This window comes from Nocardioides sp. 503 (assembly GCF_004522095.1).
GTDB lineage: Bacteria > Actinomycetota > Actinomycetes > Propionibacteriales > Nocardioidaceae > Nocardioides.
Genome location: NZ_SPUI01000002.1, coordinates 1,090,645 through 1,108,479 on the forward strand (window position 1 = coordinate 1,090,645; position 17,835 = coordinate 1,108,479).

17 protein-coding genes are annotated in these 17,835 nt (G+C 72.3%); 8 read left to right on the forward strand and 9 right to left on the reverse strand.

Going from position 1 to position 17,835, the window contains the following annotated elements; genetic code table 11:
- Positions 1-17: 17 nt before the first annotated feature.
- Positions 18-749 carry a hypothetical protein gene (locus E4622_RS06275; RefSeq protein ID WP_134739164.1) on the reverse strand — a complete coding sequence of 244 codons (732 nt, stop codon included), beginning with the start codon at positions 747-749 and terminating at the stop codon, positions 18-20.
- A 53-nt stretch (positions 750-802) separates the two neighbouring features.
- Here E4622_RS06275 and E4622_RS06280 point away from each other — a divergent pair, with 53 nt between their 5' ends.
- From E4622_RS06280 to E4622_RS06295, 4 genes are read left to right on the forward strand one after another with little or no spacing between them, the layout of a single operon-like run.
- Positions 803-1,597 (forward strand): ABC transporter ATP-binding protein, encoded by a 795-nt coding sequence (locus E4622_RS06280; protein WP_134739165.1) that lies wholly within the window; start codon positions 803-805, stop codon positions 1,595-1,597.
- A gap of 9 nt (positions 1,598-1,606) precedes the next feature.
- Positions 1,607-2,068 (forward strand): NfeD family protein, encoded by a 462-nt coding sequence (locus tag E4622_RS06285; protein ID WP_134739166.1) that lies wholly within the window; start codon positions 1,607-1,609, stop codon positions 2,066-2,068.
- A gap of 21 nt (positions 2,069-2,089) precedes the next feature.
- On the forward strand, positions 2,090-3,277 hold the full coding sequence (locus E4622_RS06290) for an SPFH domain-containing protein (RefSeq protein WP_134739167.1): 1,188 nt from the start codon (positions 2,090-2,092) through the stop codon (positions 3,275-3,277).
- Between the two features lie 3 nt (positions 3,278-3,280).
- Positions 3,281-4,045, forward strand: a complete 765-nt coding sequence (locus tag E4622_RS06295; RefSeq protein ID WP_134739168.1) for a sulfite exporter TauE/SafE family protein — start codon at positions 3,281-3,283, stop codon at positions 4,043-4,045.
- Between the two features lie 22 nt (positions 4,046-4,067).
- Here the strand turns inward: E4622_RS06295 and E4622_RS06300 are convergent, their stop codons facing one another.
- The 7 genes from E4622_RS06300 to E4622_RS06330 form a co-directional block, all read right to left on the reverse strand.
- Entirely contained in the window at positions 4,068-4,433 is a 366-nt protein-coding gene (locus E4622_RS06300) for a hypothetical protein (protein ID WP_134739169.1), read from the reverse strand.
- 139 nt (positions 4,434-4,572) lie between these two features.
- Entirely contained in the window at positions 4,573-5,547 is a 975-nt protein-coding gene (locus E4622_RS06305) for an alpha/beta hydrolase (RefSeq protein WP_134739170.1), read from the reverse strand.
- A 12-nt stretch (positions 5,548-5,559) separates the two neighbouring features.
- Entirely contained in the window at positions 5,560-6,276 is a 717-nt protein-coding gene (locus E4622_RS06310) for a gamma-glutamyl-gamma-aminobutyrate hydrolase family protein (RefSeq protein ID WP_134739171.1), read from the reverse strand.
- A 1-nt stretch (position 6,277) separates the two neighbouring features.
- On the reverse strand, positions 6,278-7,057 hold the full coding sequence (locus E4622_RS06315) for a 3-oxoacyl-ACP reductase (RefSeq protein ID WP_134739172.1): 780 nt from the start codon (positions 7,055-7,057) through the stop codon (positions 6,278-6,280).
- A 90-nt stretch (positions 7,058-7,147) separates the two neighbouring features.
- On the reverse strand, positions 7,148-8,506 hold the full coding sequence (locus E4622_RS06320; protein ID WP_134739173.1) for an aldehyde dehydrogenase family protein: 1,359 nt from the start codon (positions 8,504-8,506) through the stop codon (positions 7,148-7,150).
- Positions 8,506-9,882, reverse strand: coding sequence for a glutamine synthetase family protein (locus E4622_RS06325; protein ID WP_134739174.1), 1,377 nt, complete (start codon positions 9,880-9,882; stop codon positions 8,506-8,508). Before E4622_RS06325 ends, E4622_RS06320 begins: the two co-directional genes overlap by 1 nt.
- Before the next feature lie 7 nt (positions 9,883-9,889).
- Positions 9,890-10,624, reverse strand: a complete 735-nt coding sequence (locus E4622_RS06330) for an FCD domain-containing protein (RefSeq protein ID WP_134739175.1) — start codon at positions 10,622-10,624, stop codon at positions 9,890-9,892.
- A gap of 156 nt (positions 10,625-10,780) precedes the next feature.
- On the opposite strand from E4622_RS06330, the gene E4622_RS06335 reads away from it, so the two are divergent.
- From E4622_RS06335 to E4622_RS06350, 4 genes are all read left to right on the forward strand, one after another.
- Positions 10,781-12,325, forward strand: a complete 1,545-nt coding sequence (locus tag E4622_RS06335; RefSeq protein ID WP_134739176.1) for an amino acid permease — start codon at positions 10,781-10,783, stop codon at positions 12,323-12,325.
- Positions 12,326-12,340: 15 nt separating this feature from the next.
- Positions 12,341-13,246 carry a phosphotransferase gene (locus E4622_RS06340; RefSeq protein WP_134739177.1) on the forward strand — a complete coding sequence of 302 codons (906 nt, stop codon included), beginning with the start codon at positions 12,341-12,343 and terminating at the stop codon, positions 13,244-13,246.
- Complete coding sequence (locus E4622_RS06345; RefSeq protein WP_134739178.1) at positions 13,239-15,662, forward strand: FAD-dependent oxidoreductase; 2,424 nt, start codon at positions 13,239-13,241, stop codon at positions 15,660-15,662. The genes E4622_RS06340 and E4622_RS06345 overlap by 8 nt, the downstream gene beginning before the upstream one ends.
- 123 nt (positions 15,663-15,785) lie before the next feature.
- The gene (locus E4622_RS06350) at positions 15,786-16,910 is read left to right on the forward strand and encodes a PP2C family protein-serine/threonine phosphatase (RefSeq protein WP_134739179.1); all 1,125 of its coding nucleotides are present in this window, start codon (positions 15,786-15,788) and stop codon (positions 16,908-16,910) included.
- Here the strand turns inward: E4622_RS06350 and E4622_RS06355 are convergent.
- Entirely contained in the window at positions 16,852-17,835 is a 984-nt protein-coding gene (locus E4622_RS06355) for an ATP-binding cassette domain-containing protein (RefSeq protein WP_134739180.1), read from the reverse strand. The genes E4622_RS06350 and E4622_RS06355 overlap by 59 nt on opposite strands.

The window sequence follows — 17,835 nt, forward strand, 5'->3', positions numbered from 1 at the left end:
GCACGGAGCGCAGGGAGCTAGGCCGGTGGCCAGACCTCGGGGGAGAAGGCAGCGACGAGGGCACGGCGCCCCGCGCGCTCCAGCGGCGCCAGCGCGCCACGGCGCGCCGCGATCTCCGCCGCGCTGACCGCGCCCCCGTCGTCGGCCAGGGCCAGCTCCGCGATGTCGAGGGCCTGCATCGCCCGCGCCGCCAGGTCGACGCACCGGGCCGGCACTCCCGGCGGTGCCTCCGGTGCGGCCAGGTGCCGCAGGTTGAGGAGCCGGTCGGCCACCTCGGGGCGCCACCGCGCCACGTCGAGGGCGGCGAGGTCGCGCGCGCTCTCCAGCACGGTCGCCCGCAGCGCCCGGTCGGACTCTCCGACATCGGGCAGCTGACGGGGGGCCGCCGGCTGCGCCTGCCACTCGTACGTCGGTCCGACCGCGCGCGGCGTCAGGCCGATGCCGGCGCCGATGGCGACCACCGCCTCGCCGACATCGAGGGCCTCGGTGTTGAACGCCGCCGGTCCGCCCAGGCCGACCGGGTCACCCTCGGCCGGGAAGGCCGCCCCGAAGCCGGTCGCGCCCCGACTGCGCAGCCGAGCCAACGCGGGGAGGAGCGGCTCGCTCCCGTCGCCGTCGAGACCGCCGACGACGTGCGAGACGCTGTCGGTCAGCAACGCGTCCAGGAGCTGGTCGGCGACGATGTGCCCCCGCAGCCAGGAGGTGCCCCACCACGCGACGCGGGCGGAGATCGCCAGGGGGCTGCTCACGACCGCCGATGCTAGTGGCCCGCACCTAAGACGGCTCTGGATAGGGTGCCCTCATGGGAGCCGTGCTGGAGTTCGCCGACGTCACCGTCAGGCGCGGCCAGGCCACCCTCCTCGACCGGGTCTCGTGGACGGTCGAGGAGGACGAGCGGTGGGTCGTCCTCGGCCCCAACGGTGCCGGCAAGACCACGCTGCTCCAGGTCGCCTCCGCCCAGATGCACCCCACCAGCGGGGTCGTGGGCATCCTCGAGGAGGTCCTCGGCACCGTCGACGTCTTCGACCTCCGGCCCCGGATCGGCCTCACCAGCGCGGCGATCGCCGAGCGCGTGCCGCGCGGCGAGCTCGTGCACGACGTCGTGGTGTCCGCCTCCTACGGCGTGGTGGGCCGCTGGCGCGAGGCCTACGACGACCTGGACCACGAGCGCGCCTCGAGCCTGCTCGTCGAGATGGGCGTGAGCCACCTGACCGACCGCACGTTCGGCACCCTGAGCGAGGGCGAGCGCAAGCGGGTCCAGATCGCCCGGGCCCTGATGTCGGACCCCGAGCTGCTGCTCCTCGACGAGCCCGCCGCGGGCCTGGACCTCGGCGGCCGCGAGGACCTGGTGTCGACGCTGTCGGTGCTGGCCTTCGATCCCGACTCCCCGGCCACCGTCCTGGTCTCCCACCACGTCGAGGAGATCCCGCCCGGCTTCTCCCACGCGCTGCTGCTGCGCCAGGGCGCGGTCGTCGCCGCGGGGCTGCTGGACGACGTGCTCACGCCCGAGACGCTGTCGGCGACGTTCGGGATGCCGCTGGCGCTGCACCACGAGGACGGGCGCTGGGCGGCTCGTCGCCAGACGCGTCACCGATAGGATCGAGGCATGGACTGGCTCTCGGACAACCTGTGGCAGACCTGGCTGGGTCTTGCCATCGTCCTGGGTGTCGCGGAGATGTTCAGCCTCGACCTGGTCCTGATCATGGTCGCCGTCGGCGCGGTCGCCGGCATGCTCGTGGCCCTGCTGGGCGCGCCGTTCGCGCTGCAGGCCCTCGTGGCGGCCGGTGCGTCGGTCGCGATGCTCGCGCTGGTGCGCCCCCAGCTGGCCAAGCGCTTCCACGGCGGCCCCGAGCTCAACCTCGGCCACAACAAGCTGGTCGGGCAGCGCGCGGTCGTCACGCAGGAGATCACCGGTCTCGAGACCGGCCGGATCCGCCTCGGAGGCGAGATCTGGTCCGCCGCGCCCTACGACGAGCACCTCACGATCATCCCGGGGCAGACCGTGGAGGTGCTCGAGATCCGGGGCGCCACCGCCTACGTGCACCCCGTGGCCACCCTCGAGTCCTGACGCTCCACCGAAGGAGAACCCGTGATCTACCTGATCCTGCTGGGTCTGCTGTTCCTGTTCGTGATCGTGCTGCTCGCCAAGACCGTGCGCATCGTCCCGCAGGCGCGCGCGGGCATCGTCGAGCGCTTCGGCAAGTACAAGCAGACGCTGAGCGCGGGCCTCAACGTGGTGGTGCCGTTCGTCGACAAGGTCCGCTACCTCATCGACCTGCGCGAGCAGGTCGTGAGCTTCCCGCCGCAGCCCGTGATCACCCAGGACAACCTGGTGGTCTCGATCGACACGGTCATCTACTTCCAGGTCACCGACCCGATCGCGGCGACCTACGAGATCGCCAACTACATCCAGGCCGTCGAGCAGCTCACGATGACCACGCTGCGCAACATCGTCGGCGGCATGGACCTCGAGGGCACGCTGACCAGCCGCGACGAGATCAACACCCGCCTGCGCGGCGTGCTCGACGAGGCCACCGGCAAGTGGGGCATCCGCGTCAACCGAGTCGAGCTCAAGGGCATCGACCCGCCGCCGTCCATCAAGGACTCGATGGAGAAGCAGATGCGCGCCGACCGCGACAAGCGGGCGCAGATCCTCACCGCCGAGGGTGGCCGCCAGGCCGCCATCCTGACCGCCGAGGGTGAGAAGCAGTCCTCGATCCTCTCGGCCGAGGGTGACCGCGAGTCGCTGATCCTGCGTGCGCAGGCCGACCGCGAGTCCTCGATCCTGCGTGCGCAGGGTGAGGGCCAGGCCATCCAGACCGTCTTCCAGGCGATCCACGACGGCAACCCCGACCAGTCGCTGCTGGCCTACCAGTACCTCACGATGATGCCCAAGCTCGCCGAGGGCAGCGCCAACAAGCTGTGGATCGTGCCGAGCGAGATCGGCAAGGCCCTCGAGGGCCTCGGATCCACGATGAGCGAGATGGCCGGCATCCCCAAGGAGAACGACGGCCCGCGCAACCGCGTCGACATGGGCAGCATGGACCCGGCCAAGCTGGCCGGCAGCGGCGCGCTCGCGGAGAGCGAGCGGCGCACCAACAAGGTCGTGGAGGACGCCATCGCCGAGGCGCAGGCCGCGGCCAACCCGGTCACGCCGAACGCGGCCGCCGTGCCCCCGCCGCCCCCGACCGACGTGGCCGACGTGGCCGAGGCCGGTCGGACCGACGGACCCTCCGACGACAGCGCTCCGCCGCCGCCCCCGCCGCCCGCCCCCTAGTACGTGTCGCTGCTCGAGGCCGCGGCGATCCTGCTCGCGGGCGTCGCTGCCGGCACCATCAACACCGTGGTCGGGTCCGGCACCCTGATCACGTTCCCCACGCTGCTGGCCTTCGGCGTGCCCCCGGTGACGGCCAACGTGTCCAACAACATCGGGCTCGTGCCGGGGTCGGTGACCGGGGCGGTCGGCTACCGCCGGGAGCTCTCCGGTCAGCGCTCGCGGGTGCTGCGCCTGCTCTCCGCCTCCGTCATCGGCGGCGGTGTCGGCGCGGTGCTGCTGCTGGTGCTGCCGGAGGGCGCGTTCTCCGCGATCGTGCCGGTGCTGATCCTGCTGGGCGTGGTGCTGGTGATCTTCCAGCCCCGCCTGTCTGCCTGGGTCGCGGGCCGCTCGGAGGCGCGGGGCACCACGGAGCGGGACGGCGCCTGGTGGGTGTGGCCGGCGGTCCTGCTCACCGGGGTCTACGGCGGCTACTTCGGCGCCGCCCAAGGCGTCCTGCTGATGGCCGTGCTGGGCATCGGGCTCTCCGAGCACCTCCAGCGGCTGAACGCCGTCAAGAACGTGCTGGCTGCGGCCGTCAACGCGGTCGCGGGGCTGCTGTTCGTCTTCATCGCCGACGTCGACTGGCGCGTCGTCGCGCTCATCGGCTGCGGAGCGGTGGTCGGCGGCCTGATCGGCGCCCGCGTCGGTCGCCGGCTGCCGCCGTCGGTGCTGCGCGCGGTGATCGTGGTCGTCGGCCTGGTCGCCCTGGTGTCCCTGCTCCTCACCTGAGCGGCCGAGGCGCCACGGTGGGCTACGCGGCGGTGACCGTCGTGCGCTTCTTGACCCGCAGGCCCAGCAGGCCGGAGAGCACCGCCCCCGTGGCGACCGCCACCAGGCCGTAGCCGGCCTGCTTCGGCAGCGAGCCCGCCTGGATGGCGGCGTAGGCCGTGCCGGCGTCGGCGCCGTCGACGGCCATGCCCACGAGGACGAGGTTGCGTCGGGCGCCGCCGGAGGACACCAGGGTCAGCGCCCCGAGGGCGATCTCGCGCGAGCCGAACCACTGCGTGAGCAGCGGCGAGGACGGCTGGGCCATCGCGGTGGCGACGAGGTCGGGCTTGGCGAGCGAGGCCACGCCGACGGCGATGCGGCCGAGGGCGAGGCTGGTCACGGGGTTCATGCCGGTGACCCTAGCGGGCAGCGCGCACCCAGCGTCCGAAGGTCGGGTCGCGCCAGTCGGGCTCGACGCCCGCGGGCGCCCAGGTGTCGGAGTACCAGCCTTCGCCGACCCGGCCGCTGGTGTCCACGGCCGATCCGCCTCAGAGGAGGGAGCGCGACGGCGGGGCGACGTAGGTGGTGAGCCAGCGCCCCAGCTCGTCGTAGACCCGCGCCCGCGCCTCGGGGCGGGAGAGGACCACGTCGTGCAGCGCCCCGGGTACGGCGACGTAGGTGACGTGGGTGCCGATCGCCGTGGACCACCGGCGGATCTGGGCCACGTCCAGGACGATGTCGGTGCTGAGCACGTCCTCGCCCATCTCGGTCGGACGCGAGGAGCGGTCGGAGGAGAGCACGAGCACGGGGCAGCGCACGTCGAGGCCGCGCTGCAGCCTCTTGTGGCCCTCGCGGATCGCGCGCAGCCAGCCGGCGTAGACCGAGAAGGACGTCATCGGCTTCCACCGCAGGTCGAAGTCCCACTCGCCCTCGTGCTCGGTGTGCAGGCTGCGGGCGTAGAGGCCCGAGACGCTGCGCCGGATCTCGCGCATCGGCTGACGCGCCCCGACCTGCTTGATGATCGGCGTGCCGACCAGCCGGGCGGCCGTGCCGCCCTGGAGGTCCAGCCACGGGGAGTTGAGCACGAGCGCGGCCAGCTCGGCCGGCCGACCCCGGTCGAGCCACAGCGGCAGGATCAGCCCGCCGGTGGAGTGGGCCGACGCGACGACCCGGGTGTGGCCGTCGCGGGCGGTGATCCGGTGCCACGCCTCGGACAGCTCGTCGTCGTACTCGCGCAGGTCACCGACGTAGTTGGGGGTCTGGTGCGGCAGGATCGAGCGGCCGTACTTGCGCAGGTCGAGGGCGTAGAAGTCGTAGCCCCGCTCCAGCCACCAGGCGGCGTACTCGGTCTGGAAGAAGTAGTCGGCGAAGCCGTGCACGTGCAGGACGGCCCCGCGGCTCGCGACCGGTGAGCGGTGGCTCACCAGCGTGGCGACCACCTCGCCCTCCGTGTCGGGCCGCAGCGTGAAGGTCTCGGCGACCCACGGCTCGCCGAGGACGTCGGGTCCGGGCTCGTGCGTCATGCCCGCAGTCTGTCAGGCGCGGTCGGCGGCGTAGGACGAGGCCGCGCGCACGAGACCGGCCAGCAGGCCGACGTCGGCGGCGGTCTCGGGATGCCACTGCACCGCCAGGCAGAACCGCTCGCCGGGGACCTCCATGGCCTCGAGCGTCCCGTCGTCGGCGTGCGCGACCCCGCTGAAGCCGGGGTGCGTGCGCACCGACTGGTGGTGGTGGCAGCGGACGTCGAGGGTCTCGCCGACCAGTCCGGCCAGTCGGGAGCCCGCGGCCGTGCGGACCGCCACGGAGCCGAACACGTCGCCGCCGGGGGAGTGCTCCTCGTGCCCCACCACGTCGGGCGTGTGCTGGTCGAGTACGCCGCCGGCGTGCACCGCCATGAGCTGCATCCCGCGGCAGACACCCAGCACCGGCAGGCCCACCGCCGCAGCGGCGTCGAGCAGCGCGGTCTCCCAGGCGTCGCGGTCGGGGCGCCAGGCGGCGGTGCGGGGGTGCGGCTCGGCGCCGTAGCGCGCCGGGTCCACGTCGGCGCCGCCGGTGACGACCAGGCCGTCGAGCCGTGCGACCACCTCGTCCGCGGCGCCGACGCCGGCCACCGGCGGCAGCAGGACGGGCAGCCCTCCGGTGGCGGTGACGGCGTCGGCGTACTGGGTGGGGAGCAGGTCGGCCGGCTGCTGCCAGACGCCCCAGGCGGCCTGCTCCCGGTACGTCGTCAGCCCGATGACAAGGGCGGCCACGTCAGAGGGGCGTCACGTAGGCGCCGGAGATGCCGCCGTCGACGAGGAACGTGCTCGCAGTCATGAACGAGGAGTCGTCCGAGGCCAGGAACAGCACGGCCGAGGCCATCTCGGAGGGTTCCCCGAAGCGGCCCATCGGCACGTGCACGAGACGGCGGGCGGCCCGCTCGGCGTCCTTGGCGAACAGGTCCTGCAGCAGCGGCGTGTTGACCGGCCCCGGGCACAGCGCGTTGACGCGCACCCCCTGGCGGGCGAACTGCACGCCGAGCTCGCGCGTCATCGCCAGCACCCCGCCCTTGGAGGCGGAGTAGGAGATCTGCGAGGTCGCCGCGCCCATGACCGCCACGAAGGAGGCGGTGTTGATGATGGAGCCGCGGCCCTGCTCGAGCATGTAGGGCAGTGCGGCCTTGCAGCACAGGTAGACCGAGGTGAGGTTGACCTCCTGCACCCGGCGCCAGGCGTCCAGGTCGGTGTCGAGGATCGAGTCGTCCTCGGGCGGGGAGATGCCGGCGTTGTTGAACGCGATGTCGACGGCGCCGTAGGTGTCCTTGGCCGTGCGGAAGAGCGCGTCGACCTGGTCCTTGTCGGTCACGTCGACGTGCACGTAGGTGGCGATGTCGGTGCCGCCGAGCTGCCCGACGAGCTCGTGCCCGCGCTGGTCGTCGATGTCGCCGATGACGACCTTGGCGCCCTCCTCGACGAAGCGCTGCACGGTCGCCAGGCCGATGCCCGAGCAGCCGCCGGTGACGACCGCGACCCGGTCCTGGATGCGTCCTGCCATGGTGATGAGGTTCCTTTCGGGCTCCGGGGTCTCGACGGGCGCTCGGGCCTGGCGGCCCTCGCTGCTCGACCACCGGGGTGGGGAGGGGGGTCAGTGGGCGATGAAGACGTTCTTCTCCTCGGTGAACGCCGAGGTGGCGTCCGGGCCGAGCTCGCGGCCGAGGCCGGACTGCTTGTAGCCGCCGAACGGCGTCCAGTAGCGCACCGCGGAGTGCGAGTTGACGCTGAGGTTGCCGCTCTCGACCGCCCGGGCCACGCGCAGGCCGCGGCCCAGGTCGCGGGTGAAGATGGAGCCGGACAGGCCGTACTCGGTGTCGTTGGCCAGCGCCACGGCGTCGGCCTCGTCGTCGAACGGCATGACGGCGACGACGGGTCCGAAGACCTCCTCGCGCCAGATGCGGGCCTGGGTGTCCTCGGTCGTCACGACGCTCGGCGGGACCCAGAAGCCCGGCCCGCCCGGGGTGGAGCCCTCGAAGGCGACGTCGGCCTCGTCGAGGAAGCCGCGCACCGTGCCGAGCTGCTGGGCGGAGATGAGCGGGCCCATCTCGCTGGTCTCGTCGGTGGGGTCGAGCACCCGCATCCCCGTGACCGCCGGCTCCAGCTTGGACAGGAACTCGTCGTAGACCGAGCGCTGCACGAGGATCCGCGAGCGGGCGCAGCAGTCCTGTCCGGCGTTGTCGAAGACGGCGTACGGCGCGCTGGCCGCGGCCGCGTCGATGTCGGCGTCCGCGAAGACGATGTTGGAGCTCTTGCCGCCGAGCTCCAGGGTCACCCGCTTCACCTGGTCGGCGCAGCCGGCCATGATCTTCTTGCCCACGGCGGTGGAGCCGGTGAAGACGATCTTGCGCACGAGCGGGTGGGTGACGAAGCGCTCGCCGACGACCGAGCCCTTGCCCGGGATCACCGTGAGCACGTGCTCGGGCAGGCCGGCCTCCAGGGCGAGCTCGCCCAGGCGGATCGCGGTGAGCGGGGTCAGCTCCGCGGGCTTGAGGACCACGGTGTTGCCGGCCGCCAGCGCGGGCGCGAAGCCCCAGCCGGCGATCGGCATCGGGAAGTTCCACGGGACGATGACGCCCACGACGCCCAGCGGCTCGCGGAAGGTGACGTCGACGCCGCCCGGCACGGGGATCTGGCGCCCGAAGAGCCGCTCGGGGGCGGCGGAGTAGTAGTTGAGGCAGTCGCGGACGTTGCCGGCCTCCCAGCGCGCGTTGCCCCAGGTGTGCCCGGCGTTGCGCACCTCGAGCTCCGCGAGCTCCTCGACGTGGGCGTCGACGACCGTGGCGAAGCGCCGCAGCAGGGTCGCCCGCTCACCGGGAGCCAGGTCGCGCCAGCCGCCGACGAAGGCGGCGTGCGCGGCCTCGACCGCGGCGTCGGTCTCCTCGACGCTGGCCAGGTGGACGTCGGTCACCGCCTCGGTCGTGGCGGGGTTGATGACGGTGTAGGAGGACATCAGAGCCTTTCGAAGCCGCGGCGCAGCTCCCAGTCGGTCACGGCGGCGTTGAAGGAGGCCAGCTCCACGTCGGCCATGTTGGTGTAGTGCTCGACGACCTCGTCGCCGAACGCCGCCCGCGCGATCGCGGAGGAGGCGAAGGCCTCCCGGGCGGCGGCCATCGTCGCGGGCACCTTGGGCCGGCCCGACGTGTAGGCGTTGCCGGTCAGCGGCTCCTCCAGCTCGAGCTCCTGCTCGATGCCGTGCAGCCCGCCGGCGATCATCGCCGCCAGCGCCAGGTAGGGGTTGGCGTCGGCGCCGGGCACGCGGTTCTCCATGCGGGCGCCGGCGCCGCGACCCACGAGCCGGAGCGCGCAGGTGCGGTTGTCGAGGCCCCAGGCGATCGTCGTCGGCGCGAAGGAGCCGTCGGCGAAGCGCTTGTAGGAGTTGATGTTGGGCGCGAACAGCAGCGTGAAGTCGGAGACCGTCGCCAGCACCCCGGCCACGAAGTGGTCGTAGAGCGGCGTGCGCTCGCCGGACTCCTCGTCCCAGAACACCAGCGACCCGTCGGTGCCCCGCAGCGAGAGGTGGATGTGGCACGAGCTGCCCTCGCGGGCGTCGTACTTGGCCATGAACGTGAGCGCCTTGCCCTGCTGGGCGGCGATCTCCTTGGCGGCGTTCTTGTAGACCGCGTGGTTGTCGGCGGTCGTCATCGCGTCGGCGTAGAGGAAGCCGATCTCGTGCTGGCCGAAGTTGCACTCGCCCTTGGCGCCCTCGACGTCGAGCCCGGCGGCGTACATGTGGTTGCGGATCGAGCGCAGCAGCGGCTCGGCGCGCGTGGTGCCGAGGATGGAGTAGTCGACGTTGTACTGGTTGACCGGGGTCAGGTCGCGGTAGCCGGAGTCCCAGGCCTGCTCGTACGTCGTGTCGAAGGCGATGAACTCCAGCTCGGTGCCGGCGAGCGCGGTCCAGCCCTGCTCGGCGCAGCGGTCGAGCTGCTGGGCCAGGATCGTGCGCGGCGACTGCACCACGGGGGAGTGGTCGGGCCACACCAGGTCGCACTGCACCATCGCGGTGCCCTCGAGGTGCGTCAGCAGCCGGATCGTCTGCTCGTCCAGCACGAACTCCATGTCGCCGTAGCCCTTGTCCCACGAGGACATGGCGTAGCCGTCGACGGTGTTCATGTCGACGTCGACCGACAGCAGGTAGTTGCAGCCCTCGGTGCCGTGGCCGACGACGTGCTCGGCGAAGTAGTGCCCGTGCAGGCGCTTGCCCTGCAGCCGCCCCTGCATGTCGGTGAAGGCCACGATGACGGTGTCGACCGCGCCGTCGCGGATGCGGTCGAGCAGGTGCTGCATGCTCAGGTGCCGGTCGTTGCGCAGTCCCTTGTCGGTCATGGGGCTCCTATCCCAAGAGGCCGCGCAGGAGCGCGGCCGTGTCGTCGCAGTGGTGCTCCATGGCCCGACGGGCCCGGTCGGGGCTGCCGGCGAGGATCGCGCGCACGACGGTCGCGTGCTGCCGGTCGGAGTGGGCGATGTTGGTCTCCAGGACCGGGATCGCCAGCAGCATCTCGTGCAGCGTCGCCTGCACCGACGTCACGGCCTCGATCAGCCGGGGCGACTCGCTGAGCGCCGCGATCGTCAGGTGGAAGCGGCTGTCGGCCTGCCGGTGCGCGGCGGCCTTGTCGGCGCCGGCCACCTCGTCGTGGGCCTGCTCCAGCCGCTCCCGACGTACGGCGGTCAGCTCCAGCTGGGCGGCCAGCGCGGCCGCGCCGGGCTCGACCACGCGTCGGTACTCGAGCGCGTCGAGCCAGTCTTCGCGCTTGGCCTGGGTGACCCGCGCGGCGGCGCGGCCCGACGGGGTGCGCGGCTTGAGCGTGACGACGGTGCCGCCGCCGCGACCGCGCCTGGTCTGGACCAGGCCGGCCTCGCGCAGGGCCGCCATCGCCTCGCGCAGCGTGGCCCGCGAGACGTGCAGCCGCAGGGCCAGCTCGCGCTCCGGCGGGAGGGTCGACCCGAGCGGGTAGACGCCGAGCCGGATGGCCGTGCCCAGCTGCTCCACGCAGGCCTCGAAGGCGTGGTGACCACGCACCGGCCGGAGCACCGCCTCGGGGAGGTGCTGCGCGCGGGAGGCGGTCATGGCGCCCATCCTGAGTTCGGGGGAAGCGGGGTGTCAAACGACCCTCGGAAGCAAAGGTCTGAGTTCATACCAATTTAACGTGAGGGCATTTACAGCCCGACGGCGTGGGTCTAGCGTCCCGTTCACGATCGCACGAACCACTCCGGAAGGCGCTCCATGTCCGACGACACCAAGCCGAAGAACGCTGACGAGGAGCTCCTCGCGAAGCTCGGGTACTCGCAGGAGCTGAGCCGCACGTGGTCCAGCTTCTCCAACTTCGCCATCTCGTTCTCGATCATCTCCATCCTGGCCGGCTGCTTCACGACGTTCGGCCAGGCGTGGAACAACGGTGGTCCGATCGCCATCTCGTGGGGCTGGCCGGTCATCTCGCTGTTCATCCTGATCATCGGCTTCACGATGTCGGAGCTGGTCTCGGCCTACCCGACGTCGGGCGGCATCTACTGGTGGGCCGCGAAGATGGGGGGCCCTGCGACGGGCTTCTTCACCGGCTGGCTCAACCTCATCGGCCTGCTCGCCGTCACCGCGTCCGTCGCCTACGGGTGTGCGACCTTCCTGGACCTGACGCTGCAGACCATCAGCCAGAGCTACCTCGACAGCTACAGCCTGGGACGCGTCTACCTGATCTTCCTCGTGATCTTCGCGCTCGCGGCGCTGCTGAACATCTTCAGCGGTCACCTGCTCGCCATCATCAACAACATCTCGGTGTGGTGGCACGTCGCGGGCGCCGCCGCCGTCATCCTGATCCTGGTGATCATCCCCGACAGCCACCAGAGCCTGGACTTCGTCTTCACCGAGCGCATCAACAACTCCGGCTTCTCCGACGGCAAGTACTGGTTCCTGATCCTCCCGCTCGGCTTCCTGCTGACGCAGTACACGATCACCGGCTTCGACGCCTCCGCCCACCTCTCGGAGGAGACGCAGGGCGCCGCCGAGGGCGCTGCCAAGGGCGTGTGGCGCTCCATCGCCTACTCCGCGCTCGGCGGCTGGTTCCTCCTGCTGGCGTTCCTCTTCGCCGTCCAGGACGCCGACGCGATCACGGCCGGCGGAGGCGGGGTCGACCTGATCTTCGGTCAGGCGCTCGGTGAGGGCTGGCACTTCACGATCCTGCTGATCTCGACCGCGGGCCAGTTCTTCTGCACGATCGCCTGCCTCACCAGCGCCTCGCGCATGACGTTCGCCTTCAGCCGCGACGGGGCGATCCCCGGCTCGAAGCTGTGGGCCACGGTCAACCCGCGGACGAAGGTGCCGGCCAACGCGGTCGTCTTCGTCGCCGTGATCGGCGCCATCATCACCCTGCCCGCGCTGAAGAGCGTCAACGGGATCCCCACGGCCTTCTACGCCGTGACGTCCGTGGCGGTCATCGGCCTCTACCTGGCCTTCGCCATCCCGATCTACCTGCGCTGGAAGATGGGCGACGCCTTCGAGCCGGGATCCTGGACGCTCGGCAACAAGTACCGCTGGATGAACCTCGTGGCGGTCGTGGAGATCGCGATCATCTCGGTCTACTTCATCCTGCCCTTCACCCCGGCCGGCGTGCCGTTCAGCGACGACTTCGCCTGGAGCAGCGTCAACTACGCCCCGGTGCTGACGATCGGCACGCTGGTGGTCCTGGGCATCTGGTGGACGGCGTCGGCCAAGCACTGGTTCACCGGGCCGAAGATGACGATCGACACCGCCGTCACGGACGCCTTCAAGGACTGAGCGACCCAGCTCCTCGTGTCCCAGCTCGACAGCGACCTGGACCGCCTCGCCTGCCTGGCGGGGCGGTCCCGTCGCGTGACCGAGCTGCCCGGGGGGCTCACCAACCACAACGTGCGGGTGCGGACCGACGACGGCGGCGACTACGTCGTGCGCTGCTCGACGGGCGACGTGGGCCTGCTCGGCATCGACCGCGACGCCGAGCACCACAACACCCGTCGGGCGGCCGAGGCCGGGGTCGGCGCCGGGGTCGTCGAGTACCGGCCAGACCTGCGGATGCTGGTCATCGACCACCTGCCCGGCGACGTGCTCGACAACGCGGCGTTCGCCGATCCGGCCGTCCTGGCCCGCGCCGCCGACGCGGTGCGTCGGCTGCACGCCGGGCCGCGGTTCGACGGCGACTTCGACATGTTCGCCCGCCAGGCGACGTACCTCGCCACGGTGAAGTCCGAGGGCTTCGCGCTGCCCTCCGCCTACGACGACCTCGCCGACGCCTGGGACGACGTACGGCGTGCGCTCGCGGCCGCGCCGCGGCCGACCGTGCCGTGCAACAACGACCTGCTGGCCGCCAACTTCATCGACGACGGCGAGCGCGTGTGGCTCATCGACTACGAGTACTCCGGCAACAACGACGCCGCCTTCGAGCTGGGCAACACCGCCACCGAGTGCGACCTCACCCCCGAGCTGACCGAGGCGTGGACCGCGGCCTACTTCGGGGACCCGACCCCGGCCGACCTGGCGCGGGTGCGCGTGCAGGCGCTGTGCTCGGCCTACGGCTGGTCGCTGTGGGGCTTCATCCAGGCCGCCACCAGCACGCTCGACTTCGACTTCTACGCGTGGGGCGAGGAGCGGTTCGAGAAGGCCGCGGCCGGCCTGCGCGGTCCCGACCTGCCCCGACTGCTCCTGGAGACCACCGGTGGTTGACCTCCCCTCGCGCGCCCGTGTCGTCATCGTCGGCGGCGGCGTCGTCGGCACGTCGGTGGCCTACCACCTGGCGACGCTCGGCTGGACCGACGTGCTGCTGCTCGAGCAGGGCCACCTGTCGGGTGGGACCACCTGGCACGCGGCCGGGCTGGTCGGACCGCTGCGGGCCTCGGAGAGCGGGACCCGGCTGGTGCAGTACTCCGCGGAGCTCTACGCCGCGCTCGAGACCGAGACCGGGTTGGCTACGGGCTACCGCAACGTCGGCGGCGTCATCGTGGCGCGCACCGAGGACCGGATGACCCAGCTGCGGCGCACCGCGGCCAACGCCACGGCGTACGACATGGAGTGCGAGCTGATCTCGCCCGAGCGCGCGCAGGAGCTGTGGCCGGCGATGCGCGTCGACGACCTCCTCGGGGCCGTCTGGCTGCCCGGCGACGGCAAGGTCAACCCCACCGACGTGACCCAGGCGCTCGCCAAGGGTGCCCGGCAGCGCGGGGTCCGGATCGCCGAGGGGGTGCGGGTGACCGGCTTCGACCTCGTCGACGGGCCGCGCCGACCCCGGGTGACCGGGGTCCGCACCGAGCAGGGCGACGTCGAGGCGGAGGTCGTCGTCAACTGCGGGGGCCAGTGGGCCAAGGCGCTCGGCGACCTCGCCGGGGTCACCGTGCCGCTGCACTCCGCGGAGCACTTCTACGTCGTCACCGAGGCGGTGGAGGGCTGCCACCCGGACCTGCCGATCATGCGCGACCCCGACGGCTGGACGTACTTCAAGGAGGAGGTGGGCGGCCTCGTGGTCGGCGGCTTCGAGCCCGAGGCCAAGCCGTGGCGCTCGCCCTCGGACCTGCCCCACCCGTTCGAGTTCCAGCTGCTCGAGGAGGACTGGGACCACTTCTCGGTGCTGATGGACGAGGCGCTGGTGCGGGTCCCCGCGCTGGCCGAGACCGGCATCCGCAAGTTCTACAACGGTCCCGAGTCGTTCACCCCCGACAACCAGTTCCTGCTGGGCGAGGCGCCCGAGGTCGCCGGGTTCTTCGTGGGTGCCGGCTTCAACTCCGTCGGCATCGCGTCGGCGGGCGGCGCCGGGCGGGCGCTGGCGGAGTGGATCGTCGAGGGCGAGCCGACCAGCGACCTGGTCGCGGTCGACGTCCGGCGCTTCGCACCGTTCCACGGCGACGAGCGCTGGCTGCGCTCCCGCGTCGCGGAGGTGCTCGGCCTGCACTACGCGGTGCCGTGGCCCAACCGCGAGCTCGAGTCGGGCCGTCCGCAGCGCACCTCGCCGCTGCACGACGTCCTGGCGGCCTCCGGGGCGGTCTTCGGGACCCGCATGGGCTGGGAGCGGCCGCTGGTCTTCGGGCCCGAGGCGCTCGACTACGCCTGGGGCAGGCCGGCCTGGCTGGCCGCCTCGGCCGCCGAGCAGCGGGCGACCCGCACGGCGGTGGCGGTGTTCGACCAGACGTCGTTCAGCAAGTACGCCGTGGCGGGGCCGGGCGCGCTGGCCGCGCTGCAGTGGCTGTGCGCTGCCGACGTCGACGTGGCGGTGGGCGGCTGCGTCTACACGCCGCTGCTCAACCGGCGCGGCACCTACGAGGCCGACCTGACCGTGACCCGCACCGGGGAGTCGGACTTCCTGCTGGTGTCCAGCTCGGCGACCACCGTGCGCGACCTCGACTGGCTGCGGCGCCAGGCCCCCGACGGCCTCGACGTGACCGTCACCGACGTCACCGACGACTTCTCGGTGGTCGGCGTGATGGGGCCGGCCTCGCGCGACCTGCTGGCGGGCCTGTCGGACGCGGACCTCTCCGAGGAGGGCTTCGCGTTCGCGACCAGCCGTGAGATCGACGTGGCGGGCGTGGGCCTGCGCGCGACCCGGATGACCTACGTCGGCGAGCTGGGCTGGGAGCTGATGGTGCCGGTGGCCGGCGCGGCGGCCGTGCACGCCGCCCTGCGCGGCGGCGGTGCGGTCGACGCGGGCTACTACGCGATCGAGTCGCTGCGACTGGAGAAGGGCTACCGCGCCTTCGGTCGCGAGCTGACCCCCGACCTCACGCCGGTCGAGGCGGGCCTGGTCTTCGCCACCGCGCTCAAGGGCGACAAGGACTTCCTGGGACGGACCGCCCTCGAGGCGCACCGCGAGGCGCTGGCGGCCGGCGGGGCGCGGCGGCGGGTGGTGTCGTTCGTGGTGACCGACCCCGAGCCGATGCTGTGGGGCGGCGAGCTGGTGCTGCGCGACGGCACGCCGGTCGGCCAGGTCACCAGCGCGGCGTGGGGGGAGACGGTCGGCTCCAGCGTGGGCCTGGCGCTGCTGCGCCACGACGGCCCGGTGACCTCGGACTGGCTGGCCTCGGGGGAGTGGCGCGTCGACGTCGGCGGTGACCTGAGCGCCGTACGGCTCTCGCTGGCGGCGCCGCTGCGCTGAGCCCGGGTCGGTGCCGGATCGTTACCGGCGCATTGCCGCGTTCGCGACCGGGCGGTGCGCCGTGGCCACTAGCCTGCGCCTGTGGATCCGGACCGACGTGCGTGACCAGCCTGGAGTGATCGCGTGACGAGCGCAGCGTCACGCTACCTCCGCGAGCGGGTCCGCCGCTGGCGCAGCGGCTCGACCGAGGGCCAGCGCGAGGTCCTGGTGGTGCTCGTGGTGTGCGTGGCCGCGTCGTTCGCGGTCTCGGTCATCGACTACGACCTGGTGCCGTTCACGGCGTTCTTCGTCTGGCTGATCGTCGGGATGCTCCTGCTGCGCTTCTGGTTCCTGGCGATCATGACGTCGTGGACCGCCCTCGCCGCGGTCTCGGCCATGCTCATCGACGGGCCGGTCACCGGTCCGCGCGGCGCGGCACTCCTGACCTTCACCGTCGCGGTCGCGCTGATCCTCTACCAGTCCAGCCGGCAGCGCAGCGGCCTGCCGTCGCCGCTGAGCGAGGCCCTGCTCGCCGAGCTCAAGGAGCGGCTGCAGTCGCAGGGCGCCCTGCCGGTGCTGCCCCCCGGCTGGCACGTCGAGACGGCGATGCTCGCCTCCGACGGCGTGGGCTACGCGGGAGACTTCCTGGTGGCCGACCTCGACGACGAGGGCCGGCATGCGGAGCTCGTGCTCGTCGACGTGTGCGGCAAGGGGCTGGGCGCCGGTCCCCAGGCACTGCAGTTCGCCGGTGCCCTCGGCGGCCTGATCGGGTCGCTGCCGCCGGCCGAGCTCATGCAGGCGGCCAACCGCTTCCTGCTGCGCCGCCACCTCGACGACTCCTTCGCCACGGCCGTGCACGTCGCCGTCGACCTCCAGGACGGTCGCTACTCGATCACCAGCGCCGGCCACCCGCCCGCCCTGCGCTGGGAGGCGGCGGCGGACGTGTGGCACATCGACAACGCGCGCGGGATGGCGATCGGCATCGAGCCCGACCCGGAGCTGACCGTGAGCGAGGGCGTCCTCGCCCTCGGCGACGCGCTGCTCTTCTACACCGACGGCGTGATCGAGACCCCCGCGAGCGACCTGGACTCCGGGATCGACTGGCTGTGCGGCGTCGCCCGGGAGGCCATCCGCGAGGGTGCCGTCGGCTCCGCGCAGCGCATGGTCGCGCGCGTCGAGCGGGGCGACGACGACCGCGCCGTGCTCGTGCTCAGCCGGACGGGCGACCCGACGGCTCCGACGGGGGCCGCGAGTACAGCTGGCGGATGACCTCCTCGATGTCGGGCTCCTGGATGGACAGGTCCGCGACGTCGTAGGACGTGGCGAGCGCGGCCACGATCGGGGCGGCGCTCGCGTCCGCGGGGAAGCTCAGCCACTGGCGGGGGCCCTCCACGCGTCGGGTGACGGCGCCGGCCACCTCGATCGGCGGCGCCTCGTCGACCAGGTCGACCACGACCGTGCGGCGCGAGCCCCCTTGCTCGTGCAGTCCGGCCAGCGTGCCGTCGTAGACCTGCGTGCCGTGGTCGATCACGATCACCCGGTCGCAGAGCGCCTCGATGTCCTGCAGGTCGTGGGTCGTGAGCATCAAGGTGGTGCCGCGGTCGCGGTTGAGCGCCCGCAGGAACTCCCGCAGCCGGCCCTTGCTCACCACGTCCAGGCCGATGGTGGGCTCGTCGAGGTAGAGGATCTCCGGGTCGTGCAGGAGCGCCGCCACGATGTCGCCGCGCATCCGCTGGCCCAGGCTGAGCTGGCGCACCGGGGTGTCCAGCAGGTCGCCGAGGTCGAGGAGCTCGACGAACTCCGCGAGGTTGGTGCGGTGCCGCGCGGGGTCGGTGCGGTAGATCTTGTGGAGCAGGTCGAAGGAGTCGTGCAGGGGCAGGTCCCACCACAGCGACGTGCGCTGGCCGAAGACGACGCCGATGCGCCGCGCCAGCGCCGTGCGGTGGCGGCTCGGGTCGACCCCGGCGACCGAGATCCGGCCGCTGGTGGGCACCAGGATCCCGGTGAGCATCTTGACCGTCGTGGACTTCCCGGCGCCGTTGGGGCCGATGTAGCCGACCATCTCACCGGCGTCGATGGCAAACGTGAGGTCGCGCACCGCCTCGACCTCCGTGCGCTGCTTGCGGCGCGCGCCGTCGACGCGGCGGCGCACCGTGAAGGTACGGCGCAGCTCGGAGACCTCGATCAGCGACAT

Excerpts from the sequence above, each read along its gene's own strand:
- E4622_RS06325 (WP_134739174.1), bottom strand. The coding sequence starts at position 9,882 with ATGACCGACAAGGGACTGCGCAACGACCGGCACCTGAGCATGCAGCAC.
- E4622_RS06320 (WP_134739173.1), bottom strand. The coding sequence starts at position 8,506 with ATGTCCTCCTACACCGTCATCAACCCCGCCACGACCGAGGCGGTGACC.
- E4622_RS06330 (WP_134739175.1), bottom strand. The coding sequence starts at position 10,624 with ATGACCGCCTCCCGCGCGCAGCACCTCCCCGAGGCGGTGCTCCGGCCG.
- E4622_RS06285 (WP_134739166.1), top strand. The coding sequence starts at position 1,607 with ATGGACTGGCTCTCGGACAACCTGTGGCAGACCTGGCTGGGTCTTGCC.
- E4622_RS06355 (WP_134739180.1), bottom strand. The coding sequence starts at position 17,835 with ATGTCGCTGATCGAGGTCTCCGAGCTGCGCCGTACCTTCACGGTGCGC.
- E4622_RS06335 (WP_134739176.1), top strand. The coding sequence starts at position 10,781 with ATGTCCGACGACACCAAGCCGAAGAACGCTGACGAGGAGCTCCTCGCG.
- E4622_RS06280 (WP_134739165.1), top strand. The coding sequence starts at position 803 with ATGGGAGCCGTGCTGGAGTTCGCCGACGTCACCGTCAGGCGCGGCCAG.
- E4622_RS06300 (WP_134739169.1), bottom strand. The coding sequence starts at position 4,433 with ATGAACCCCGTGACCAGCCTCGCCCTCGGCCGCATCGCCGTCGGCGTG.
- E4622_RS06305 (WP_134739170.1), bottom strand. The coding sequence starts at position 5,547 with ATGACGCACGAGCCCGGACCCGACGTCCTCGGCGAGCCGTGGGTCGCC.
- E4622_RS06315 (WP_134739172.1), bottom strand. The coding sequence starts at position 7,057 with ATGGCAGGACGCATCCAGGACCGGGTCGCGGTCGTCACCGGCGGCTGC.